Annotated in this window: 16 protein-coding genes and 2 tRNA genes; 5 read left to right on the top strand and 13 right to left on the bottom strand. The window is 60.8% G+C overall.

The window, feature by feature from the left end:
• Nucleotides 1–378: 378 nt before the first annotated feature.
• The 8 genes from V5E97_RS28775 to ettA form a co-directional block, all read right to left on the bottom strand.
• Entirely contained in the window at nt 379–1,191 is an 813-nt protein-coding gene (locus V5E97_RS28775) for an ABC transporter permease (protein ID WP_406695005.1), read from the bottom strand.
• A gap of 5 nt (nt 1,192–1,196) precedes the next feature.
• Nucleotides 1,197–2,099 carry an ABC transporter permease gene (locus tag V5E97_RS28770; protein ID WP_406695004.1) on the bottom strand — a complete coding sequence of 301 codons (903 nt, stop codon included), beginning with the start codon at nt 2,097–2,099 and terminating at the stop codon, nt 1,197–1,199.
• Nucleotides 2,086–3,081 carry an ABC transporter ATP-binding protein gene (locus V5E97_RS28765; protein WP_406695003.1) on the bottom strand — a complete coding sequence of 332 codons (996 nt, stop codon included), beginning with the start codon at nt 3,079–3,081 and terminating at the stop codon, nt 2,086–2,088. Before V5E97_RS28765 ends, V5E97_RS28770 begins: the two co-directional genes overlap by 14 nt.
• A 133-nt stretch (nt 3,082–3,214) precedes the next feature.
• A complete protein-coding gene (locus tag V5E97_RS28760; RefSeq protein WP_406695002.1) occupies nt 3,215–4,711 on the bottom strand; it encodes a DUF1501 domain-containing protein in 1,497 nt (498 codons plus the stop codon).
• Nucleotides 4,712–4,766: 55 nt separating this feature from the next.
• Complete coding sequence (locus V5E97_RS28755; protein ID WP_406695001.1) at nt 4,767–8,018, bottom strand: DUF1553 domain-containing protein; 3,252 nt, start codon at nt 8,016–8,018, stop codon at nt 4,767–4,769.
• 289 nt (nt 8,019–8,307) lie between these two features.
• On the bottom strand, nt 8,308–9,870 hold the full coding sequence (locus V5E97_RS28750) for a B12-binding domain-containing radical SAM protein (protein WP_406695000.1): 1,563 nt from the start codon (nt 9,868–9,870) through the stop codon (nt 8,308–8,310).
• Between the two features lie 607 nt (nt 9,871–10,477).
• Nucleotides 10,478–11,272 carry an enoyl-CoA hydratase gene (locus V5E97_RS28745; RefSeq protein ID WP_406694999.1) on the bottom strand — a complete coding sequence of 265 codons (795 nt, stop codon included), beginning with the start codon at nt 11,270–11,272 and terminating at the stop codon, nt 10,478–10,480.
• A gap of 52 nt (nt 11,273–11,324) precedes the next feature.
• Nucleotides 11,325–12,998: an energy-dependent translational throttle protein EttA gene (ettA, locus tag V5E97_RS28740; RefSeq protein ID WP_406694998.1), complete on the bottom strand. Its 1,674-nt coding sequence runs from the start codon at nt 12,996–12,998 to the stop codon at nt 11,325–11,327.
• Nucleotides 12,999–13,286: 288 nt separating this feature from the next.
• On the opposite strand from ettA, the gene V5E97_RS28735 reads away from it, so the two are divergent.
• Together V5E97_RS28735 and V5E97_RS28730 are read left to right on the top strand one after the other, a co-directional pair.
• Nucleotides 13,287–13,360: transfer RNA gene (locus V5E97_RS28735), tRNA-Met, on the top strand.
• A gap of 354 nt (nt 13,361–13,714) precedes the next feature.
• The gene (locus V5E97_RS28730; protein ID WP_406694997.1) at nt 13,715–13,903 is read left to right on the top strand and encodes a toxin-antitoxin system HicB family antitoxin; all 189 of its coding nucleotides are present in this window, start codon (nt 13,715–13,717) and stop codon (nt 13,901–13,903) included.
• Between the two features lie 286 nt (nt 13,904–14,189).
• Here the strand turns inward: V5E97_RS28730 and V5E97_RS28725 are convergent.
• A tRNA-Asn gene (locus V5E97_RS28725) sits at nt 14,190–14,262 on the bottom strand.
• Between the two features lie 467 nt (nt 14,263–14,729).
• On the opposite strand from V5E97_RS28725, the gene V5E97_RS28720 reads away from it, so the two are divergent.
• Nucleotides 14,730–15,416, top strand: a complete 687-nt coding sequence (locus V5E97_RS28720; RefSeq protein ID WP_406694996.1) for a peptidoglycan recognition protein family protein — start codon at nt 14,730–14,732, stop codon at nt 15,414–15,416.
• A 322-nt stretch (nt 15,417–15,738) separates the two neighbouring features.
• Complete coding sequence (locus tag V5E97_RS28715; RefSeq protein WP_406694995.1) at nt 15,739–15,975, top strand: hypothetical protein; 237 nt, start codon at nt 15,739–15,741, stop codon at nt 15,973–15,975.
• A 230-nt stretch (nt 15,976–16,205) separates the two neighbouring features.
• On the opposite strand, the gene V5E97_RS28710 is transcribed toward V5E97_RS28715, so the two are convergent.
• Both V5E97_RS28710 and V5E97_RS28705 read right to left on the bottom strand, forming a co-directional pair.
• Complete coding sequence (locus tag V5E97_RS28710; RefSeq protein WP_406694994.1) at nt 16,206–16,670, bottom strand: nuclear transport factor 2 family protein; 465 nt, start codon at nt 16,668–16,670, stop codon at nt 16,206–16,208.
• A 443-nt stretch (nt 16,671–17,113) separates the two neighbouring features.
• Complete coding sequence (locus V5E97_RS28705; RefSeq protein WP_406694993.1) at nt 17,114–17,479, bottom strand: hypothetical protein; 366 nt, start codon at nt 17,477–17,479, stop codon at nt 17,114–17,116.
• An 894-nt stretch (nt 17,480–18,373) separates the two neighbouring features.
• Here V5E97_RS28705 and V5E97_RS28700 point away from each other — a divergent pair.
• Nucleotides 18,374–19,426: a DNA ligase gene (locus V5E97_RS28700; RefSeq protein ID WP_406694992.1), complete on the top strand. Its 1,053-nt coding sequence runs from the start codon at nt 18,374–18,376 to the stop codon at nt 19,424–19,426.
• Nucleotides 19,427–19,583: 157 nt separating this feature from the next.
• On the opposite strand, the gene V5E97_RS28695 is transcribed toward V5E97_RS28700, so the two are convergent.
• Together V5E97_RS28695 and V5E97_RS28690 are read right to left on the bottom strand one after the other, a co-directional pair.
• Nucleotides 19,584–20,186, bottom strand: a complete 603-nt coding sequence (locus tag V5E97_RS28695) for a hypothetical protein (protein ID WP_406694991.1) — start codon at nt 20,184–20,186, stop codon at nt 19,584–19,586.
• Between the two features lie 771 nt (nt 20,187–20,957).
• On the bottom strand, nt 20,958–21,305 hold the full coding sequence (locus V5E97_RS28690; RefSeq protein ID WP_406694990.1) for a hypothetical protein: 348 nt from the start codon (nt 21,303–21,305) through the stop codon (nt 20,958–20,960).
• Between the last annotated feature and the right edge of the window lie 201 nt (nt 21,306–21,506).

The raw sequence follows: 21,506 nt of genomic DNA, 5'->3' as shown, positions 1-21,506 counted from the left end.
TCTGAAAGACTCGCATCGGAACCCGTGCCAATTCTTCACAAAATGTTCTCGCAAACTTAACGCGATTCTCGGGAGACCAAGCTCCCGCCCTACCGATAAAGCCAGAATACGTGCAGGGCGTCGGCGATCCCGGAGTGGAAAACGACGGGCGAAAGCCCGAAATTTACCCCTCGAGAACGTGGCGAGAAAGCGACTTCAAGTTCGTCTTGGGGTGGGCGTCAGATATATTCTTGATGAGAATACAAAGACGCCTCCAGAAGTCTCTCGACCTGGGTCGCTGTTCGCGACATGAAACGAAGTGAGAGGAGCTGAAGTGAGAGGCGGCCCAGGCGGGCCGCCGGCGTGAATCCCAACCAGACAGGCCACCTGGCCTGGTGCTTAGCTACTTGCACTCCGATAGGATCGGAGCGCGTACAAGAAGAACCGGCGGCTCGCCCAGACGCACGCCACCGTGGCGAGCAAGGTAAAGACGACCATTTGGGGGTCGAGGGCACGAACCATCACCGCGGCCGGAACGTTGACGACGAGGAGGATCGGCAGAATGAACGTGAAGAAGGCGGCCATCGGCTCGGCCCAGGTCCCCAGGAAGATCTCCTTGGGGTAGCGAGCCAGGCTCGAAAAGAGCCACCACATCTCCATCAGGCTCTGGTTGCGGACCAGCCAGACCGTCAGTGAAGTCAGGGCGAGCATGAAGCTGTAGGCAATGGCCGTCCCGCAGACGAACATGACCAGGAAGACGGCCACCCGAATCGGGTCGAACTGCCAATCCATCGCGTACAGCGCGGCCACCATGACCGCACCGCCCATCAGCACATTCGGCATGCTCCCCCAGTCCACCTTGCGACAAGAGACCAAGAACTGCTCGTCGATCGGCCTGAGCAATAGGAAGTCGAGATCGCCGGTGCGGACCAGCTCCGCAAAGTCGTTGCAATTCTCCAGAAAGAGAGCCTCGATCAGGCCGCTGATCGCAAAGAAACAACCGATAAAGAAAAAATACTGATCCTCGGGCCAGCCCGCGACCATCGTCGTGCGCGCGAAGACCGTGCGGTAGAACGCCACCAGGATCCCCAGCCAGATCACCTCGACGGAGATCTTGACCAGGAAGTTCCCGCGGAACGCCAGCTCGCGGCTCAACGTGTAGCGAGCCAGGTTCCCCAGCAGTCGGACATATCTAACCGGCAATGCACCCAAAGCGGTCAACCTCCGTAGGCGCTATAGCGGCGGAGCCCGAAGCGGTAGAGCACCTTCGCCATCACCAGGAAAAAGAGCACCCAGAACAGTTCGGCCACCAGGTAATAAACCAGGGCCATCCCTTTGACCTTGCCCAGGAACACGACGGCCGGGAAGTAGGCCAAGTACTGGAACGGCAACGCCTTGAGGATCGTCGACCAGGGCTCGGGAAGCAGGTCGAGCGGAAGCATGTGCCCCGAGATGAAGAAATTCAGGGTCATGACGATATAGAGAAGCGAGGTGACCTCGAGGAACCAGAAGCCAACGGTCCCGACGCTCGCCTCGAAGAAGAACCCGACGAGGAAGCCCATCACCAGCGACAAGGCGAAGGCCGCCATCGTCAAGGCGTCGGGGAAACCGTCGAAGTAGTTCCGGCAGAGGTAGAAGAGCAGGGCGTAGGGGAGGAACGAGGTGACGATGTAGGCCGCCTTGTGCGCCATCCGGTAGCAGAGGAGATAGCCGATCATGTCCACCGGCTGGAGCATGTAGCGTTTGAGTGTCCCCTCGCGGATGTCGCGGGCGATTCCACCCGCCAGGCCCGGCATGCTCGAGAACATCCGGCTGATGTTGGTCAGGAGCAGGTAGGCGATCATCTCCCGATAGCTGAAACCGGCCAGGGTCGATTCCCCTGAGCCCTCGTAAATCGCCCGCCAGAGCAAGATCGTGGTGATCATGGGCAGAAAGCGGAGGATCGTGCCGAGCAGAAAGTCTCCCCGGTAGGTCATCCGCTCGACGAGCGAAGCGCGAAAGATTTTGTAGTACTTCCGGAATGTCGCCCAAGGCCCCGTGGATGGGATGTGCAGTGGCGTCGGATCCCGATCAATCCTGGGAGGGAGCAAGGTCGTCGTGAGTGTGTCAGGCGGCGTCATGAGTTTTGCGCCCCTCCTCGAAGACGCGAGCGATGACTTGTTCGAGCGGCGGGTCTTGAACGCTGACGTCAGCCACCGCGTAACGGTCGAGGATCGCCCCCAGGACCTCGGCCACCTTCGACCTCTCGACCTTCAGGTCGGCCGAAGCACCGTCGCTACGGGTCAACTCACCAAACCGTTCGAGGCCATCGGGAACGACCCCTTCGACGAAATCGAGGCGAACCAGCTTCGCCGACCCGAATTTCTCGGTAATGCCCGAGAGCGGTCCGTCGTAAACCAGGGTGCCGTGGGTGATAACCAGGACCCGCGAGCAGAGCGCCTCGACGTCGCGCATGTAGTGGCTCGTCAGGAGCATCGTCATCCCGCGGCGGCTGTGATAGTCGCGCAGGCACTTCTGAATCGCAACCTGGGCCACCACGTCGAGACCGATCGTCGGCTCGTCGAGCAGCAACAGTTGCGGCTGGTGCAAGAGCGCCGCGATCAGCTCCATCTTCATCCGCTCACCCAGCGAGAGTTCACGGACCGCCTGGCGGGTCAGCTTCTCGACCCCGAGCAGCTCGGTCAGCTCGTCGAGGGTCTTTTTGAACTCGGCGGCGGGAATCGAATAAATCTCGCGGTGAAGCTGGAAGCTGTCGGAGGCGGGGAGATCCCACCAGAGCTGGTTCTTCTGCCCCATGACGAGCGCGAATTGACGACGGAACGCGTCCTGCCGCTGCCAGGGAGTGAACCCAAGCACCTGCGCGGTCCCGCTCGTCGGATAGATCAGCCCTGAGAGCATTTTGAGAGTCGTTGTCTTCCCCGCGCCGTTAGGGCCGAGAAAGGCGACCATCTCACCCGGTTCGATCGAGAAGGAAACCTGATCGACCGCCTTAACTTCCTTGTACTCGCGGCGATAAAGCCCGCGCATTGCGCCCAGCAGGCCTTCCTTTTTCTGAAAGACGCGGTAGGTCTTCGACAGACCCTCCGCCTCAATAATTGGCATCAGGATCGCTCGCACGGCCGTTGGATGTTTTTTGACCCCTCCATTGTAGGGATGACGTCCAGGAATCAAAGGGGAACCGAACTTTGCCCCGACCGTTGGGATTTCCTCCAGGCGAGCGGCGCATCCATTCAGGTCAGGCCGAGGTCAGGATCTCCTTCACGACATGACCATGAACGTCCGTCAGCCGGCGTTCGATTCCGTTGTGATAATAACTGAGGCGTTCATGATCGAGGCCGAGGAGGTGGAGGATGGTGGCGTGGAGGTCATAAATCGTCGTAACCCCTTCGACGGCCTTGTGGCCGAGGTCGTCGGTCGCCCCGTAGCTAAACCCTGGTTTCACCCCCGCGCCGGTGAGCCAGGCGGTGAAGCCGTTCGGGTTATGATCGCGGCCGCTCGCCCCTTTTTGGAAAGTGGGCATTCGGCCGAACTCGGTCGTCCAGACCACGAGCGTGTCTTCGAGCAAGCCGCGCTGCTTCAGGTCGCGAATGAGCGCGGCCGCCGGGCGGTCGAGGATCGGCGCGTGGATATCGTATTGCTCCTTGAGCTTGCGATGGCCGTCCCAATTGCCGATTCCCTCACCCATGGCGTAGGAACCGTTGAAAAGCTGGACGAACCGTACCCCCCGCTCGAGCAGGCGACGGGCGAGGATGCAGTTCTTGGCGAAGCCGCTGCGAACCGGATCGGAATCGTCAGCGCCATAGTCACGAAGAGTGGCGGCCGATTCCCTCGAAAGGTCACCGACCTCGGGGACGGAGAGCTGCATCTTGGCGGCTAGCTCATAGCTGGCGATCCGGGCGGAGAGCTCGAAGTCGCCGGGGTATTCGGCGAGATGCCGCTCGTTCAGACGCTTGAGGAGATCACGCGCGGCGAGATCGCTCACGGGCGAAGCGCTGGCGGGCGTCGCGAGGTTGTAGATCGGCTTCTGAGCGTTGAAGGGGGTGCCTTGAAAAACGGCGGGGAGGAACCCGTTTGCCCAGTTGTTCACCCCCGCCTGCGGCACTCCGCGCGGGTCGGGGATCGCGACGAACGCGGGTAAGTCATCGGCCTCCGAGCCGAGCGCGTAGGAGACCCATGAACCCATGCTCGGGAAACCGTCGAGCGTGAACCCGGTGCTCATCTGGTTCTCGGCCGGTCCGTGCGTATTGCTCTTGGCGGTCATCGAGTGGATGAAGCAGAGGTCGTCGGCCAGCGAGCCCAGGTGCGGGAACAGCTCGGAGATCATCTTGCCGCTCTGCCCGCGCGGTTTGAACGCATATTGGGGTCGGACGAGGTTGCCATTCTCCCCCTGGAAGGTGAGAAAACCCTCCTTCGCCCCGGGCATCGGCCGGCCGTCCATCTTGATCAAGGCGGGCTTGTAGTCCCACGACTCGAGCTGACTGCACGCGCCCGAGCAAAAGATCAAGAGGACCCGCTTGGCCTTGCCGGAAAAATGAGGCGACCGCGCCGCCTGTGGATTCTCGGGACGAATCAACGGGCGGATCGGCGCACGTTCCGTCTCCGCAGCCAGCATGCCCTGGTTGGCGAGCAGGCTCGCCAGCGCGATCCCCCCAAGTCCGGTCCCGGCATGTTCGAGAAATTGCCGGCGGTTCAGCAACCCGCGGCCTGCGTTGGATAAGGAAGAATCAGGCATCGGAGAGACTCCGCCGTCACAAGATGGCCGCGCCCCGGAACCCACTCGAATTCGGTCAGGGGACAAACATGAATTCATTCGTATTGAGCAAGACACGACAGAATGTCGTGAGATCTTGCTCTTTAACCAGGGCGGCGCAGAGTCGCGTCTCCTCGCCGTCCGGATCGCGTCCCAGCGCGAGTCGATAAGCAAGGTGGATTTGCCTCGCCGTGTCGTCCCCCGCCTCGCGTTTGAGCCGGTCGGCAAGAAATCCGGCCTGCTGGGCAACAAACTGGCTGTTGAAGAGGTTGAGTGCCTGCAAGGGGGTCGTGGACCGCGGACGGCTCGGCTGGTTCTGGCCGGCGTCGGGGCAGTCGAACGCGCCGAAGGTCGAGTCTTGCGCCATGCGGACCTTGGTCTGATAGATCATCCGCCGCCAGTCCGCCGGGCCGTAGCTGGTCTTCGGGTTATAAACCCGGACGTAATTCTCGTTCGGTGCAAAGGCGCTGAAACCAGGGCCCCCCATGCGAAGGTCGAGCGTCCCGGCAACGGCGAGCATGGAGTCACGAATCGCCTCGGCTTCCAATCGGCGCGGGGGATATCGCCAGAGCAAGCGTGTGCCCGAATCCATCGCAATCGCGTCCGGGCGAGGCCGGCTCGACTGGCGGAAGGTGGCCGACGTCACGATCAGGCGGTGCATCGCCTTGAGGCTCCAGCCCCGCGTCACGAACTCGCTGGCCAGCCAGTCGAGCAGGGGACCATTCACCGGCCGGGCGCCGTTGCGTCCGAAATCGCTCGGCGTGTTCACCAGCCCTTCGCCGAAGTGATGGTGCCAGAGCCGATTTACCAACACCCGGGCCGTGAGCGGGTTCTCCGGGGCGGCAATCCACTTTGCCAGGGCCGATCGGCGCGCCTGGTCGGTGGCGTCGGCGGGCAATTCGAGCTTCGGCGGAAGTTGCGAGATCGCTCCCGGGCCAACCGTCTCGCGGCGCTGCATCGGATCGCCCCGACTCAAGCGGAACGTCTCCTCGGGATTGGTGAAAACGCCGGCATAGACCATCGCCACCCGGGTCAGTTCGGCGACCCGCTGTTCGAGCGCCCGCTTCTCCTCCCGAAGCGCCTGGAGTGTCTTGACCTCGGCCTCATCGAGCCCCGCGGTCGATTCCACCGTGTAAGCCTGAGCTCCGGGCACATAGGGGCGACGATCCTGGGAGGATGCGACGAGTGTCCAGGTCCCCGACTCGTCGGCCACCTCGATCCGGTAGCTCGTCGCGAGCCGGTCGGCATAGACCTCTTCACGGTCGCGTGCCCAAGCCACGCGATCGATCGTCGTGGTCTCCGGAAACTCGACCTCGACCCAGCCCCGACCGTTCTCGTTGGAGATCCAGCTCCGGCCATTGCCGTAGCGACCGTCGTTCAAGTGTTCGAGCCGGTGGATGGCGGACCCTGGATACGTGCCCGACGCCTTGGTCTTGGCCCCCGCGCTGGCCAACGCCACATTGCGTGGCTGGGGACCGGGCGTAAACACCTCCAACTCATCAAGGCAAGGCTCGATGCTGTTCGAAGTGAGAATCGTGAACCGTAACCGCTTGGCCGCGACCGGCCTGAACCGATCCACCGTCAGCCGCGGACTCACCGCGGAACGCAACGGCAGCCGACTCGCGACCGTCTTCAACGCATCCAATGACGTTCCGACCTCGATCGTATAGGCCGTGGCGAGGCGGTCGGTATACTCCCCTTGACGGTCGCGACTCCAGACGATTTTGTGGATCGTCACCTCGTCGGGGAGTTCCACCAGGACCCAGCCCCGCCCTTTCTCGTCGGAGATCCAGCTCCGGCCGTTCCCATACTTGCCGTCATTAACATGCTCGAGCCGGTGGATGGCGGACCCTGGAAGCGTCCCCGAGGCCGAGACTTTCGCCCCCCCCTTGGCCAGTCCGACATTCGCGTCGTCCGTCGTGAAGATTTCCAGTTCATCGAGGCAGGGCTCGATCAGGCCAAACGACGGGTGAAGGTTGGCGTCCTGAATTGTGAATCGCACAAACCTGGCGCGGGTCGGCGGAAAGTTCTCCTGGTTGAAGCGAGGATCAGTCGGCTTTGGCTCGAGCGCGGGGTTGGCCAGGGGCTCGTACTTGGCGAGCCCGGTTTCCAGAGCGGCGATCCGTGACTTCAAGGCGTTCGCTTCGAGCCGACGCTCCTTGTCGCCCACCGTGGTGAGAGGGCGTTCGCCGTGCCGCACGCCGGCGAAGATCGCGGTCATCGCGTAATAGTCGCGTTGAGAGATCGGATCGAACTTGTGGTCGTGACAACGGGCACAGTGGATCGTCAAGCCGAGGAACGTCGAGCCTGCGTTGAGCACCATGTCGTTGAGCTGGTCTTGCCGTGCGAGCCGGATCGATTCGATATCGCGGCCGGTCTGGCCGGGCAGGAGCGCGGCCTTGGCCACGATGAAGCCGGTGGCGGCGTCTTCGCCGGTGGCATCGCCGACGAGTTGATCCTTGATGAATTCGGGGTACGGCCGGTCGGCGTTCAAAGCGCGGATGACATAGTCGCGATAGGGCCACGCATTATTGCGTGGGGTGTTGACCTCGAACCCGTGAGTCTCGCCAAACGCCATGATGTCGAGCCAGTGCCGCGCCCAGCGCTCACCGTAGCGCGGCGAGTCGAGCAACCGATCCACGAGCTCGTTGTAAGCCGCGGGTCGGTCGTCGGCGACGAACGCGGCGACCTCTTCGGACGTCGGCGGCAAGCCGTGGAGCACGAGATAGAGCCGCCTCACCAAGGTCCGCTTGTCGGCTTCGGGCGCCATTGCCAACCCGCTCTGGGCAAGCTTGGCCGCGATGAACGCGTCAATCGGCTGGCGGATCGATGCTGCTTGCGGCCCTTCGATCGTCGGCACCGGCGGTCGGCTGACCGGCTGAAACGCCCAATGTGTTTTCAAGGCGTCTTCGCTCTGGGCGCTCGCGGAGTCGGGCCAGACTGCGCCTCGGTCGATCCAGGCACGGAGTAGGCCGACCTGTGCCGCAGTCAGCGGAGCCCCTTGCGGCGGCATTTTGATGTCGGGATCCGTGCCCGCCACAAACTGAATCAAAGGACTATCCGCGCTCTTTCCCGGCACGATCGATGGAGTGTCGCTATCCCCCCCTTTGAGCGCGGCGGCCTTGACGTCGAGGCGGAAGCCCCCTTTCTGCTTCTCGGCCCCGTGACACTTGAAGCAGGCCTGCTGAAAGATGGGCTGGATATCCCGGACGAAATCGACAGGCCCCGTGGCGGCAGGAGGCAATTCGGCCATGGTGACGGCCAGCGCAAGGAGGATCCCGACGACCATGTTTGTGGAGCCTCAACAGCCGGGAGGAGGGTCAACCAAAATCGGAGGCAACCGCCGATGTCCTGCGCACGAACAGCACACTCATCAATGTCACCACCGGGAGCCGCCGTCCCCCTAGAATACGCTTCACTCCGGGCAGCCTCAACCCTTGAGGCGCAGCCCACCATCGAAATCGGCCTGGGCGTGGGGACGGGATGAGAAAAACCAGATCCATGAGGATGGTGGGCCATGTCCCTCTGACGCGGGGGCACAAACCCACCCGTGGAATTGAATCTGGCGTGCGCGTCCGTCAATAAGAATTAAAGATCGGACTTCGGCCGGTGGCCATCTGCTTGGCCATATAGTGGGCGTGGTAGTGCATGGCGCACTTGATGATATAGAAGAGCACGAGGCCGGGGTCGGGCCGGGTCTTGACCAGGTTCCAGATCCGCTTGCGGTATTCGCGGCGAAGTGACTCCTCGGGAATACCTCGCATCATCCGGACGTACAGGCCGATCGATTGAACGGTCCAGATCGCATTCGTCTTGAAACCAGCCCAGGGATGTTTCCGCCAGTATCGGGCCCGCCCCTGACCCATGTTGATCTTGGCGTCAATGTACAAGGCGTCGAGCCGGCCGAAGTAGGCCTCGGTCGTATACAGGTCATTCATGACGCTGACGTAGCCATCGCGGAGCTCTTCGCGGCTGATCTTCAAGGGGACGACGTTAGTGCCGAACTCCGGTTCGTCTGACGGGTCAAGCCGCCCTTCGGCCGCGAGGCGGGCGTGCAAGGGTGTCTTGGGAATCGCGTAGAGCATCCCGATCATCGTGCTGGCGATCCGCGCGTCCCTGATGAACTCGCGCTGGGCGTCGAAAATCGTGGCATCATCGTGATCGAAGCCCAAGATCATCCCGCACCAGACTTCGATGCCGGCGTCCTGCACGCGATGGACTTTCTCCAGGAGGGTCCCCCCCGCGCGGACGTTCTGGAACTTCTTGGTCTCGCGAAGCGATTCTTCTCGAGGACTCTCGATCCCGACAAACACGGCCAGGATGTTGGCCTCGACCATGATCGCCATCAACTCGGGATCGTCGGCCAGGTCAATCGAAGCCTCGGTAAAGAACGTGAGCGGATAACCATGCTTGACTTGCCAGTCCACCACGTCGCTCAAGATTTCCTTGATGGCCTTCTTGTTGCCAATCAAGTTATCATCCACGATAAAAACGATATCAATCCCTTGCGCATTCACGGCGTCGAGCTCGGCGAGGATCTGAGCGCTCGTCTTGATTCGAGGCCGACGGCCGAACGTCACGATGATGTCGCAGAACTCACATTGGAACGGACAACCGCGCGAGAACTGCAGGCTCCCGAAGAGGTAGTGTTGCATCTTGAGCAGATCGAACCGCGGGGTCGGAACCGTCGCCATGTCCGTCTTTTCAAGCTGCTCGTAACGAACCTGGTGCAGCCCCTGCTTCCACTCGTTCAGGAACTGCGGCCAGGTCTCCTCGGCCTCACCAATGAAGATCACGTCGGCCAGATCGCCGAAGTAGTCCTCCTGAACGGTGACCAGTGGCCCGCCGACCACCGTGAACACCCCGCGTCGTTTGAGTTCGGCCAGGATTTCCTTCATCCGAAACCGCTGCACGCTCATCCCGGTCACACCAACGATGTCGGCCTTGGCCAACCGCTCGTAATTGATCGCCTCGACGTTCTCGTCAAGCAGAGTGACCGTGTGCTCGCTGGGCGTCAACGCGGCCAGCAGGGGGAGACAGGCCACCGGCAGGTTCGCCCGCTTACCCATGAACGGCAAGGCATGTTCCATGCCCCAGTACGACACTTCAAAACGCGGATTGATAAACACAATATTGGCCATGGAGGGCTAGCTCCTACTTCGCTTCATGCTAAGCCTTGCACGTGCTCGCGCTCACGTGCCAATGGCATCTTATCCGGCCCACCTAGAAAGCTACACCTCTCCCGACTGACTTTCTTAATGTAATCTCGGCAAACTACGAAGACTGCGGCAGCACAGGAAGATTAAAGGCCAATCGGCAGCTCGGACACATCGAGAGCCTTGGCAAACGAGACAAAACACAGAAGCCCGGCAAGAGAGGGCAGGGTGGAGCCCATGAGGCTCGATCGCCCCGTGGAGCGGCCAACAGACTCCATGAATTCTCAACTCTTAACCTGTCATTTTGATGCAAATGAATCATGCTGGCGTGTTTCGGAAAGCCGATTCGCGAAGCTTCGCCGAACCCGCCATAACGCCACCGACAATTCGTTATCACAATGCAATGTGGATTATTTTCCTCCCGCAATGATCACCTCCTTTTGGGCAAGGAGATCGGGATGGCGGGCCGTGCTACGGGATTGGTTGGCCCCACGCTGGCGCCAGGCCCGAACACGACGTCGTCGTGGAAAACGGGTTCGGCGGAGCCTTACGCAGGCCTGGTCCCTCAAAGCGACGAAACGGGGGCCAGGCTTCACTCGCCGGTCCAAACCGCCTTGCGCTTCTGGAGGAAGGCCGTGATGCCTTCCTGGGCGTCATGTCGGAGGGCGTTGTCGGTCATCACCTCGACTGCGCGGGCATAGGCGGCCGGCTCATCGAGGTCGCGGAGTTCATAAAAAGCCCGCTTACCGAGGCGGATCGCCAGCGGGCTCATCGCCAAGATGGCGCCGGTCAGTTCTCGGATCGCGGCATCGAGTTCCCCCGCCGGGACGACCCGGTTCACCAGCCCGAGGGCCAGGGCACGCTCGGCCGAGATCGCCGCGCCGGTCAGAAGCATCTCCATCGCCGCCTTGTCGGGAATGGCGCGGACGAGCGGGACCATGGGCGTGGTGCAGAAGAGGCCGATTTTGACGCCAGGGGTTGCGAACCGGGCCTCGGTGGAGGCCACCGCCAGGTCGCAGGCCGCGACGAGCTGGCAGCCGGCAGCGGTCGCCATCCCTTGCACCCGCGCGATCACGGGTTGCGGGAGTCGGCGGAGTCGAAGCATCACCTGCGAGCAGGCCGCGAAGAGGTCGTGATACGCTTCCTCCGACCTACCTTTCATCTCTCCGAGATCGTGCCCTGCGCAGAAGACCGGCCCGCGCGCACCGAGGACCACGACCCTTGCAGTCGGGTCAGCCTCGATCGCCGCGAGCGTTTCCTCGAGCCGGCCGAGCAGCGTTCGCGAGAGTGCGTTCCGCGTTTCGGGACGATTCAAGATCAGCGAGACGACGCCCTCTTCGGTTCGGACTTCCAGCTCATCCGGCTGTCTTTCCGTCGCGGCGTCCATCTCGCCTCCCTCGGTTGATCGTCTTCTTTTTTTTATTGCGGGCGACGATCGATCAGCGTCTCAGCGCCTTGTAGCGAATGCGGTGAGGCTGATCGGCGTCGGTCCCCAGTCGCTCGTGGCGCTGGGCTTCGTAGGCCTGATAGTTGCCGTCGCACCAGACGACCTTGCTATCCCCTTCGAAGGCGAGGATATGGGTCGCGATCCGGTCGAGGAACCAACGATCGTGGCTGATCACCACCGCGCAGCCGCCGAAGTCGAGGATCGCCTCTTCGAGAGCGCGGAGCATGTCGATGTCGAGGTCGTTGGTCGGCTCGTCGAGCAAGAGCAGGTTTCCCCCACTCTTGAGCAGCTTGGCCAAGTGGACCCGGTTTCGCTCACCACCGGAGAGGTTTGCGATCTTCTTTTCCTGGTCGGGCCCTTTGAAGTTGAACTGGGCCACGTAGGCTCGCGAGGGGATCTTACGCTTGCCGAGCGTGACCACGTCGAGCCCGCCGCTAATCTCCTGGAAGATCGAGTTCTCCGGGTTCAGCGCATCGCGGTTCTGGTCGACATATGAGGTGACGACCGTGTCGCCAACCCGCAACGCTCCATCATCGGGCGTCTCCTGGCCGACGATCATGCGGAAGAGCGTCGTCTTACCGGCCCCGTTGGGCCCGATCACGCCGATGATGCCGCCCGGGGGCAAGCGAAAGCTCATTTCTTCGAAGAGGAGCCGGTCTCCGAACGCCTTCTTGACGTTGTCGGCCTCAACGACGAGATCGCCCAGGTGGGGTCCGGGCGGAATTTGCAGCACGATCGCCTCGTCCCGCCTATCGACGTCCTCGCTGGCCATCTGCTCATAGCGCTGGAGTCGAGCGCGGTTCTTGGCGACCCGGGCGCGAGGGGCCAGCCGGACCCACTCGAGTTCGCGAGCAAGCGTCTTGCGACGGTTGCTCTCCTGCTTCTCCTCGAGGGCGAGCCGAGCCTGCTTCTGCTCGAGCCAGGAGGTATAGTTCCCCTCCCAGGGAATCCCCTGTCCGCGGTCGAGTTCAAGGATCCAGCCCGCCACGTTATCGAGGAAGTAGCGGTCGTGGGTGACCGCGATGACCGTCCCCGTATAGTCGTGGAGGTGCCGTTCGAGCCAGGCGACGCTTTCGGCGTCGAGGTGGTTCGTCGGTTCGTCGAGCAGGAGCATATCAGGGCGTTGCAGGAGGATCTTGCAGAGCGCCACTCGGCGTCGTTCGCCACCGGAGAGGGTGGAAACATCGGCCTCTCCCGGGGGCAAGCGCATCGCATCCATGGCGATCTCGACCCGGCGATCGAGGTCCCACCCTTCGGTCGCCTCGATCTGATCCTGGACCTTGCCTTGCTCTTCGAGCAGCTTATCCATCTCGTCGGCGTCGATCGGCTCACCGAGCCGGGCGTTGATGGCGTCAAACCGGTTGAGCAGCCCACGGATGTGGGACACCGCCTGTTCGACGTTGCCACGGACGTCGAGCGAGGGGTCGAGCACCGGCTCTTGCGGCAGGTACCCGATCGAAATCCCAGGCGCAGGACGCACGGTGCCAAGGAAGTCTTTATCGACCCCGGCCATGATCTTGAGCAGCGTACTCTTACCGGCCCCGTTTCCGCCGAGCACCCCGATCTTGGCTCCGGGGTAGAACGACAGCCAGATCCCCTTGAGGATGTCTCTCTTCGCGTGGGCCTTGGACAGATTTTCGATCGTAAAGAGATACTGTGGGGGCATTTCGCGTCAAGATCCCGATGCGCCACTGACGCCGCCTGCCTCCGCGGCGGGCGAACGCTCGCTGTTTTCCACTACCCAGTAGACCCGATGACACCACCCGGTGAATAGCCCGATCCGCTCCTCCCCCCGGTTCGCAGCGCCACCTCCCGACCTCGCGAGCGCCTTACCCAGCCTCCGAAGTCATTCCGAAATCGGGGCGCCGACCAGCATTCCGAAAAACTTCGCCACTCTGCCGGCGTCGCGCTTGATCTCCGCGAAACGATCTGGTAAATTCAGTCCCCTCGCTACGGCGGCGTAGCTCAGTTGGTTAGAGCAGCGGAATCATAATCCGCGTGTCGGGGGTTCGAGTCCCTCCGCCGCTATTCACGACAGACAACGACACTTCCTACCTAAGCCTGCTTCCACAAGCCACCTACGACCACGACGGTTCAAGCGATCGCGATCCGCTTTCGCCCTACAACGAACCGCTCTCCTCCTAAATCGTCCCGAAGTTGCCATCCCGGGTGATGTTCGTCATTGAGGGGTGGGGCGTCTCTCCATTTTCCGTCCGAAGCAAGACGCGATTACCGCGCCGGAGGAGTCGCTGCTGAGCGTCTGCAGCAACCTGATTGACAAGGGCTCCTTGCACTCCGAGAATGGTCCCGATACATCAAGTCATCCCCCGAAAACTGCTCGCTCCTTGCGACTTCGAGCGCGCGAGTTCCACGAGGTGCAATATGCCCGAGACCGTGGTTCACTTTCAAATCCGGATGCCCCCGGTCCTCCACGAGAAGTTGGCGTCTCGAGCGAAGGACGACAAGCATTCGCTGAACGCACTGGTCGTCGGCTTCCTCCGAGACGCCGTGGAACTCCACGAGGCATCCTCTTCCAAGAAGGACGCCACGGGGACGACCCCGCCATCTTGAGCGACCATGCCTAGCCAGTAGGCCAAATAGCCGAGTGCCTTGAGGGCGACAACGCCCCCATCGTGCTCGGCTACAGGCCCAAAGAACGCCAGCCTAAAAAGAAACAACGACCCGATACCGGGCTAGGAAGCCTCTCGCTACTCGTTCCCACGGTCCCCCGTGCGAACGAGGGTGATTCTTAGCTCTATGGCGGATCGTTGAAAAGAAACGCGTTCGACAAACGCGACCAACAAAAAAAGGGTTACGCCAGAATTGGCGTAACCCTTTTCGCTTCGCTTCTATGAAGCTCCCCGACTAGGACTCGAACCTAGAACCTAGCGGTTAACAGCCGCTCGCTCTACCGATTGAGCTATCGGGGAATCGGTCCACAAAGAATACCGACCGAAGCCGCCCTGCTCAAGAGCAGTTCTGTTACTCCTCGAGAAAGTCTTCGAATTGGCAGTGGAGCAACGGCCGGGTCGCGGCCAAGCCTGATGCAAACGGATCTGCCGCCGTTCGTCTGCTTCCTCCCTGGATCGCTGAAGTAGACGATGGCTCGCTCGGTGGCTTGCTCGCGCAGTCAACGGGATCCGCTCATCCTCGAATGATCCAGAACGAACATAGGCACAGAAGATTGCGCCCAGGTCCGTCCGTTTCCGTGGTGGCTGCCGCTTCGGACGTCGTTTCAGAAGGGCAAAGCGGGGATGGGCCGCGAGTGGCATCGGACTGACAGGATTACCCGATCTTGTCCGTTCACGGCCGCGGGTCGATAATCGTGCCGGATGATGAGGCCGGGTGGCCTCCTTCGTGCCGTCCCTCCAATCCGGTCCCAAGAGGCAAAATCGCCATGAAACTTCCGATCGTTGCCGCCATCATCGCGATCCTCGGATCGCCGAGCCAGGCGGCCGAGGGCGCCGAGTCCTCCGCCGTGCCTCGGCCGGCGATCGTCTCGGCATCCGAATGGGGCTCGAAACCGCAGCCAATCCCGGACGCACGCAAGCAGACGCCGAAATACGTGACGATCCACCATGCCGGTGTACTCTGGGAAGCCAAGGTCGCGCCGGTCGTGTTCGTTCGGAACATGCAGTCGTGGGGCCAGAGAGAGAAGGGCTGGCCCGATCTCCCTTACCACTTCCTCATCGCCCCCGACGGCACCATCTTCGAAGGCCGTCCATTATCGCACGAGCCCGAGTCGAACACGAAGTATCCCCTGTCGGGGAACCTCGGTGTCGAGATGATCGGCAACTTCGAGCAGCAGCGGCCCGACCCGCGCCAGATCGCGGCGTGCGTCAACCTCACGGCCTGGCTCTGCGACCGCTACCACATCGACCCGGCGCAGGTCCGCGGCCACAATGACGCGGCGCCAGGCCAGACCACTTGCCCCGGCAAGGACTTCGACCGCTACCTGAAAGACGGCCAGCTCCGCCGATGGGTCAAGGAAATACTTGAAGGGAAAACCCCCGCGATCGATCCCGGTCCGCCCCTGCCCGGCGGGCCGACGAAGCCGATCCCAACGACCGTCCCGGAAAAATAAACCATTCTCAACCCATCAATTCCATTCGCATAGACCTCTATAGATCAAGCAGCCTGGCCTCTGAATGGTTCGGCGCCAGACCATTTGCCGGCCCTTGCCATGACGTGGAAACCGCACCGCACCGCACCTCAAGAAGCCGTCCGGCGGACCGATCTCCTTGGCAGGAACACACCCGGATCTCGCAAGCAGCCGTCGGTTCAGATTTCCACGGATTGCGGCAAAAACGAGATCGAGCGCAATCGTCTGACAGTGCCGAAATCCGGGTTCCAACCTTCTGAGTCGTTCTCCAATTCCACTTCCGAAACGCCCCAGAGGGAAGTTCATGAAAATCGTCGGTGGACCAAAACACGGTGAGGAGATCACGTTGGGAGCGAAGCCGGGGGGAAAGGAGTTCGTGCCACCGAATGGGTTCGTGATCGAATACCACTTCATGCCGTCGGGAAAAGTCGACGTGAAATTCGGCCACGAAGCGAATCCAAAACCCTCAGTACCCGGGGAATACGAACGCTATCAGGCGCGTGCCGGATCCTGGCACTACCTCGAGCCCGAAGCGAATTGACGAACGGAGCCCTGCTGGGAAATCAGTCCCAACGGGGTGCCCGTTCCTGGGCCGACGCATCGGCGACGGTTCGCACAGCCGTTGCCACAATTGAAGCAGGTTGGCTTGGGGATGCATCACTTCAAAAATACGTTTGAGCGGTTCCCACCACGGCCGTGAATATGAAGCGTTACGGCCCCTGGCTTTGTGACCTCAAAACGATCACAATCGCCGCGCCCGACCCCAAATGGTCAGCTTCGCGTGTGAGTGACAAGTTGACGCATATGAATCAGTTTCCCTTCGAAGAAGGTGTGAAACTGCACCCATTGGACGTCGTAATCGTGTCCGGTTTCCTTGTAACGACCCCGCTCCCGTCCACTGACGACCACCGTGTCCCCCTGGGCGACCACCGACTCCAACTCGGGACACTGTTCCTCGAGCATCGCGAAATGATTCCGCACAGCCTCAGCCACCTGCTTTCGGCCCTGCCACGAGCCAAGGAAAGGAACGGTCAACGGCCCCAAAATCTCGAAGTCGACGTCCTCCGCAAGCATCTCCTCAAAGGTTTCAAAATCCCCCAGCGCAATCGCCTGATAATTCGCTTGCAGAAGCCGCAGGTTGTCAGCCTCGACCTCCTTAATTGTCACCTTGGAATCCCCTTTGCGGAATGCCAGGGGCAACTGCTCGATGAAGTCTGCCGCAACGAATGCACTCATGAGTTTCCTCACGCATTTGGCGTCGCGATTCACAGGGCGGGAGGGCGAAACAAGGCAAAGGGTTTCGGAGGTCAGTCCCCTCAAAAGCCGCATCTCGAGCATTCTCTGACAGTTTCGAACCCCTTGTCTCGTGCGTCTCCGGAGTGTGAACGACGACCATGGGCCGACACAATGGGGCGTCTTGCCTGCCACTCACCCTGAACAGATGAGTCCCTCAATCAGTAATTTACAGGGCCAAAATGACGAACGCCACATTTCCTTTCGCGCACCCGCTTCGTTTCCACGCTCAAAAGGCTTGAACTCGTCGCCTCGGTCAAGTCACAATCGTCGGGCGAAGACGCCCCGCGTCAAGGTGCGCGAATCCCTTCGAAAACGTCGCGAACCCAAGCATCCGACAACCGGTTCCTTGGAATGCTCGTTCCCATGGAACGAGCGCCGGCCTCTCATGAATTCATGAGGGAAGACTCGTAGCCGTCGCATCCGTGGATTTCGTAACCCAGGCTCCCGAGCACCTCGAGAATCTCACTCCAGGTTGGAAACATCCGACCGCTTGCCTGCTTATACTCCTGCATCGCCATCATGAACTCGAGTTCAGCCGATGTATAGTCAATGTCACAGGTGCATGGATCGACGTTACGACGGCGAGTGCTAGCGACCCGAGCCTGGCTGGCCCGATACGCCTGAGCGGTCGCCTTGCGATTCTCCCAAGCCTGGGGTGGCTTCAACTCCTCAGGATCGTCGCGTCGACCACTTTCTGGATCGTCGATAAGTAGGGTCCTCTGCTTCCGAGTGTTGGTGAGTTCAGGCATGGAGCCCTCCTTAAAAATGCAGACGACCGCGAGATGACAGTGTCAGTGGAACGTCACCTTCCCAATGGCCTGACGCGTTGAGCAGAAGAAGCAGTCAGGCTCCGTCCTTTGAGGGAATTCCAATGACATCAGGTGACTACTGAGCAATGGATGTGCCACTCGCCGGACCATGGCACTATTTAGGCAGCAAATGGGGTCAAATAACCACATTCTTAGGCAACAATACCCACCAGGAGGGAATTTTTTCGCATCAATAGACAGGTATCGACGCATTAAGAGAACTTCGGGAGGAGTGGCAGCTCAGCCCGGGGGACATTTGCGCAGGGTACTCACACTTCCAAGTCCAGGAATTTTCACGAATGACACGGCACGCGACACTGTCGCCACGTTACCGAGGTTTCCGCCCGGGGTCCGTCAACCCGGTGCCGTTGCCACAGTCTCAAACGAGCCAGCCCACGCGAAGGCCCAAAGACAGGGAGCTCTCGGTAACGTGGCGACAGTCTCAACAATTTTTGCACCCAAGATCGCTGTTCTGGCTCAAGGTGGGGTACTCCTTTGCCTAGCCGGCAAGTTGGGTGTGGGTGAGACTTCACCAAGGGTTCGCAGCCCTTCTCATTTCCTCCATCCACGACGCCTCATCATCAATCATTCGACAATTTGTCATTAAATCTCATAAATCCATTACACTTAAATGCATTTGCATTATAACATCCGACGAAATCTTGGCCGCACAATCCAATCCGCAAGCGAAGTCGACACAATCAGCACCTCAAATTCAGCCAAGCGGTCTCACCTTGTCGGCAATCCCAGGTGGCCTCGTGTGCACACGTCGGATAAAGTAGTCACCCGATCTAGCCGAAATGCGTGGCCACCGGCGTGAGGGAGCATAAACCGATGCCCGACCTGAGTGATGGCGAAGCGGTTGAAATGAAGGGCTCAGGGGCCAAGCCTTATGTCTTGAAAAATGTGGGAGGGGTCTATTCCTGCTCCTGCCCGGCCTGGCGAAACCAGTCGACGGCAATCGAACGGCGGACCTGCAAGCACCTGCGCAAGCTCCGCGGGGAGGCGGCAGAGCAGGCACGCGTCGGCCTCGACCCCGTCTCGAAGCCGGAGAATCGCGGGGAGACCAACGAGGAGACCGCCGAAACGAAGGTGGGACCGCCGCTCTTGCTCGCCGAAAAGTGGGACAACGCAGAGGATCTGGCAGGCTGGTGGCTCAGCGAGAAGCTCGATGGAGTGAGAGCCTATTGGAACGGCACGGCCTTGATCTCGCGGCTCGGAAACCTCTTCCATGCGCCCGCCTGGTTTCTGGAAGGGCTACCCGAGACCCCACTCGATGGAGAGCTCTGGATCGGCCGGAAGTCATTTCAACGGACGGTCGGGATCGTCCGGCGCCAGGATCGGAGCGACCTCTGGAAGGAAGTCACCTACGTCGTGTTCGATGCCCCCGGGGTGGACGCCGCGTTCGAAGACCGCCTGGCGTTCGTCAGCGAGCACATGGCTCGATCGCGCTCCCCCTATTTGAAGGCCCACGACCATACGGTCTGTACGGACCTGACGCAGTTGCGCGAGGAGTTGGCGCGGGTCGAGGCGATGGGGGGCGAGGGGTTGATGCTCCGCCAGCCCGGTTCGCGCTACGAGGTCGGGCGATCGACCACGCTCCTGAAGGTCAAGAGCTTCCGCGACGCCGAGGCACGCGTGCTCGAACATCTCAAGGGGGCAGGGCGGCACAAGGGGCGACTCGGCGCCTTGCTGGTGGAACTGGCGGACGGAACCCGTTTTTCGGTCGGCACAGGTTTCTCAGACGCGGAACGCTCGGCCCCTCCGGCGATCGGGTCCACCATCACGTTCCGCTACCAGGAGCTTTCCGACGGCGGCGTCCCGCGCTTCCCGTCTTACGTTCGGGTCAGGAACGACCTCACCGGCCTCGAACCGACGTCGAGGTGAGCGGTGGATGAGCCCGAGTTTGCTTGAAGATTTGGTCAATGAGCGCGGTGACGAGCTTGGGAACGACTTGTGAGTGAGCCGCTTTGAGTCGCGCTCATCCCTCCAGAACCTCAAAAGAAAACGACAACCTTCGGGGGATCCGAGCCGTGAGTGTGGTTCAAGGGACGATGAGGACACCGTTCAGGTCATACACAACCTGGCCATTGCTTGCACTCTGTTGTCGCAGTCTCATGTCCTGTTGCTGTTGCTCAACTTGCTGCTGTCTCATAAGTTGCAACTGGCTATCAAGTTCCTGAGACGCTTGCTGAAGGCGCATCGCACCGTCCTGGATCCTCTGGCTCTCTTGTTGGTTCCAGAGTCGTTGTCGTTCCTCGGCAACCTGTTTCCTCTGCTGCTCGTTCCGCGCCTGGTCGGCCAGCAGATTTCGCCTCAGCTCTTGATAGGCCTCTTCACTCTGGCTCTGCTCGAGTTGTTGCCTCGCTCGCTCTTGAGCATTTCGCCTCATTTCCTGGTAAGCCTGTTCAGCTTCTTGCTGCTGATTTTTCAGGCTGTTCAGGGGCGAGGGGTTCGACTGTAAGCCGGGCGTCACGGCTGCCACCGCGGCCGATGGGTCAAAACTTGAGGTCGGGTAGCGGTAGGTGATGATGCCGCGTTCGTTCAAGACCGGTTCGAGGCCGGACTGGTTCTCGGAACTATCGAAACACCCTGGCGTGAACGCAAGCAACGTCAGACCTGCAAGCCCTCCGTAAGAGCTTTTCATGTTGAAACTCCAGACAAGAGAATCGTCTTTGTCTGCAAGCCGTCATTGACGGTCGGCGATTTCGAGACATGGCTCCTTCTCATACGATCCCACGCGTCACCACGTCGAAAACTTTTTTCTAGAAGACGCCAATCCCATCCCAGAATGAGCTCTCTTAAACAATCAGGAGAGTGTTTCATCCCCCCGGCTTCGTACTGCCTCGACATGAAGTCTTACTCACGGCTGCTTGAACGAACCTGATTCAAAGATGCTTGATTTTCCGGTTTTCCGAGAACACCCCATGACTGGATCACCAAGAGCATGGAGTTGATGACCAGCAAGCCTGAGGCCATAAAGACCGAACCTGCCCAGAAATTCCGAACTTGTTCGATACCATGGAGTTCGCTTCTCTCTACGAGACGTTGATGTTCGGACTTGCCCAAGTCCCGAGCCAATCGTGGATTGGGTGCAAACGTGACTAACATTTGGAGCGAGGACTCGACCGCAACGGCCAGACAGGTCAGACACCAAAGGAGTAGGGCTATCCGTCGAATGACAAGCCACATGAAACGCCTCACATAACACAATCGGCTCGCCCGTTGGTTCCACGGGGCGGTCCTGGACCGAGGCCGGCGGCCGGTCACCAGTTGGATCCGCGCCGCCCAACTCAGCGGCGAGCTCCATTCCTACCACACGACCGTGGCGGCCGCGAAGCAGGTAGACCGGGTTCTCCTTAACATTTCCCCCGGAGCCGTGCCCAACGGCCCTCGGATGAGGAAAGGGCGTAAGGGTCTAATCGTTCGGTCCCGGCGGATCTTGAAGGCGTTCGTCGTACTGGATTTGCAGATTCGGGATCGATCGGGCCAACTCCCTGATTCCGTCCTTCGAGACTCGGGCATCGCTGACATCCAGATTTCTCAGGTTGTACAATGCCTTAAAACGCACCAGGGTAGAAATCGTCACCCTCGTGCCTCGGAGGTTTATGCTCCGCAGGTTGGACAGACTCTTCATGTGTCCGACGAGACGGGCAAACTCCTCGTCGCCGGCCGCGGTATGGCTCAAGTCCGCATAGATCGCGCCCGACGATCCGAGAATGGCCCCCATCCCGTCGCCGCTGGCCAGGACACATCCCCGAGACACTGTCGCCTCGTGACCGGGTTTTCCGCCTGGGTCCGTCCACCCGATGCCGTTGCCACGGTGTCAAACGAGCCAGCCCATGTGAAGGCCCAAAGACAGGGAGCTTACGCTCCCCGCTCGCCTTCCAGGCGAGCGAAATCCAGGGAACCACGATCGATGTCGCCCCTTGGTTGTTGATCTTCGCTCGCCTTCCAAAGGCGAGCG

The sequence above is a fragment of the Singulisphaera photorubra genome, from assembly GCF_045290345.1.
In the GTDB taxonomy this organism is placed as follows: Bacteria; Planctomycetota; Planctomycetia; order Isosphaerales; family Isosphaeraceae; genus Singulisphaera.
The sequence above is the reverse complement of the archived record's forward strand: the minus strand, read 5'-3'. Positions and strand labels throughout refer to the sequence as shown.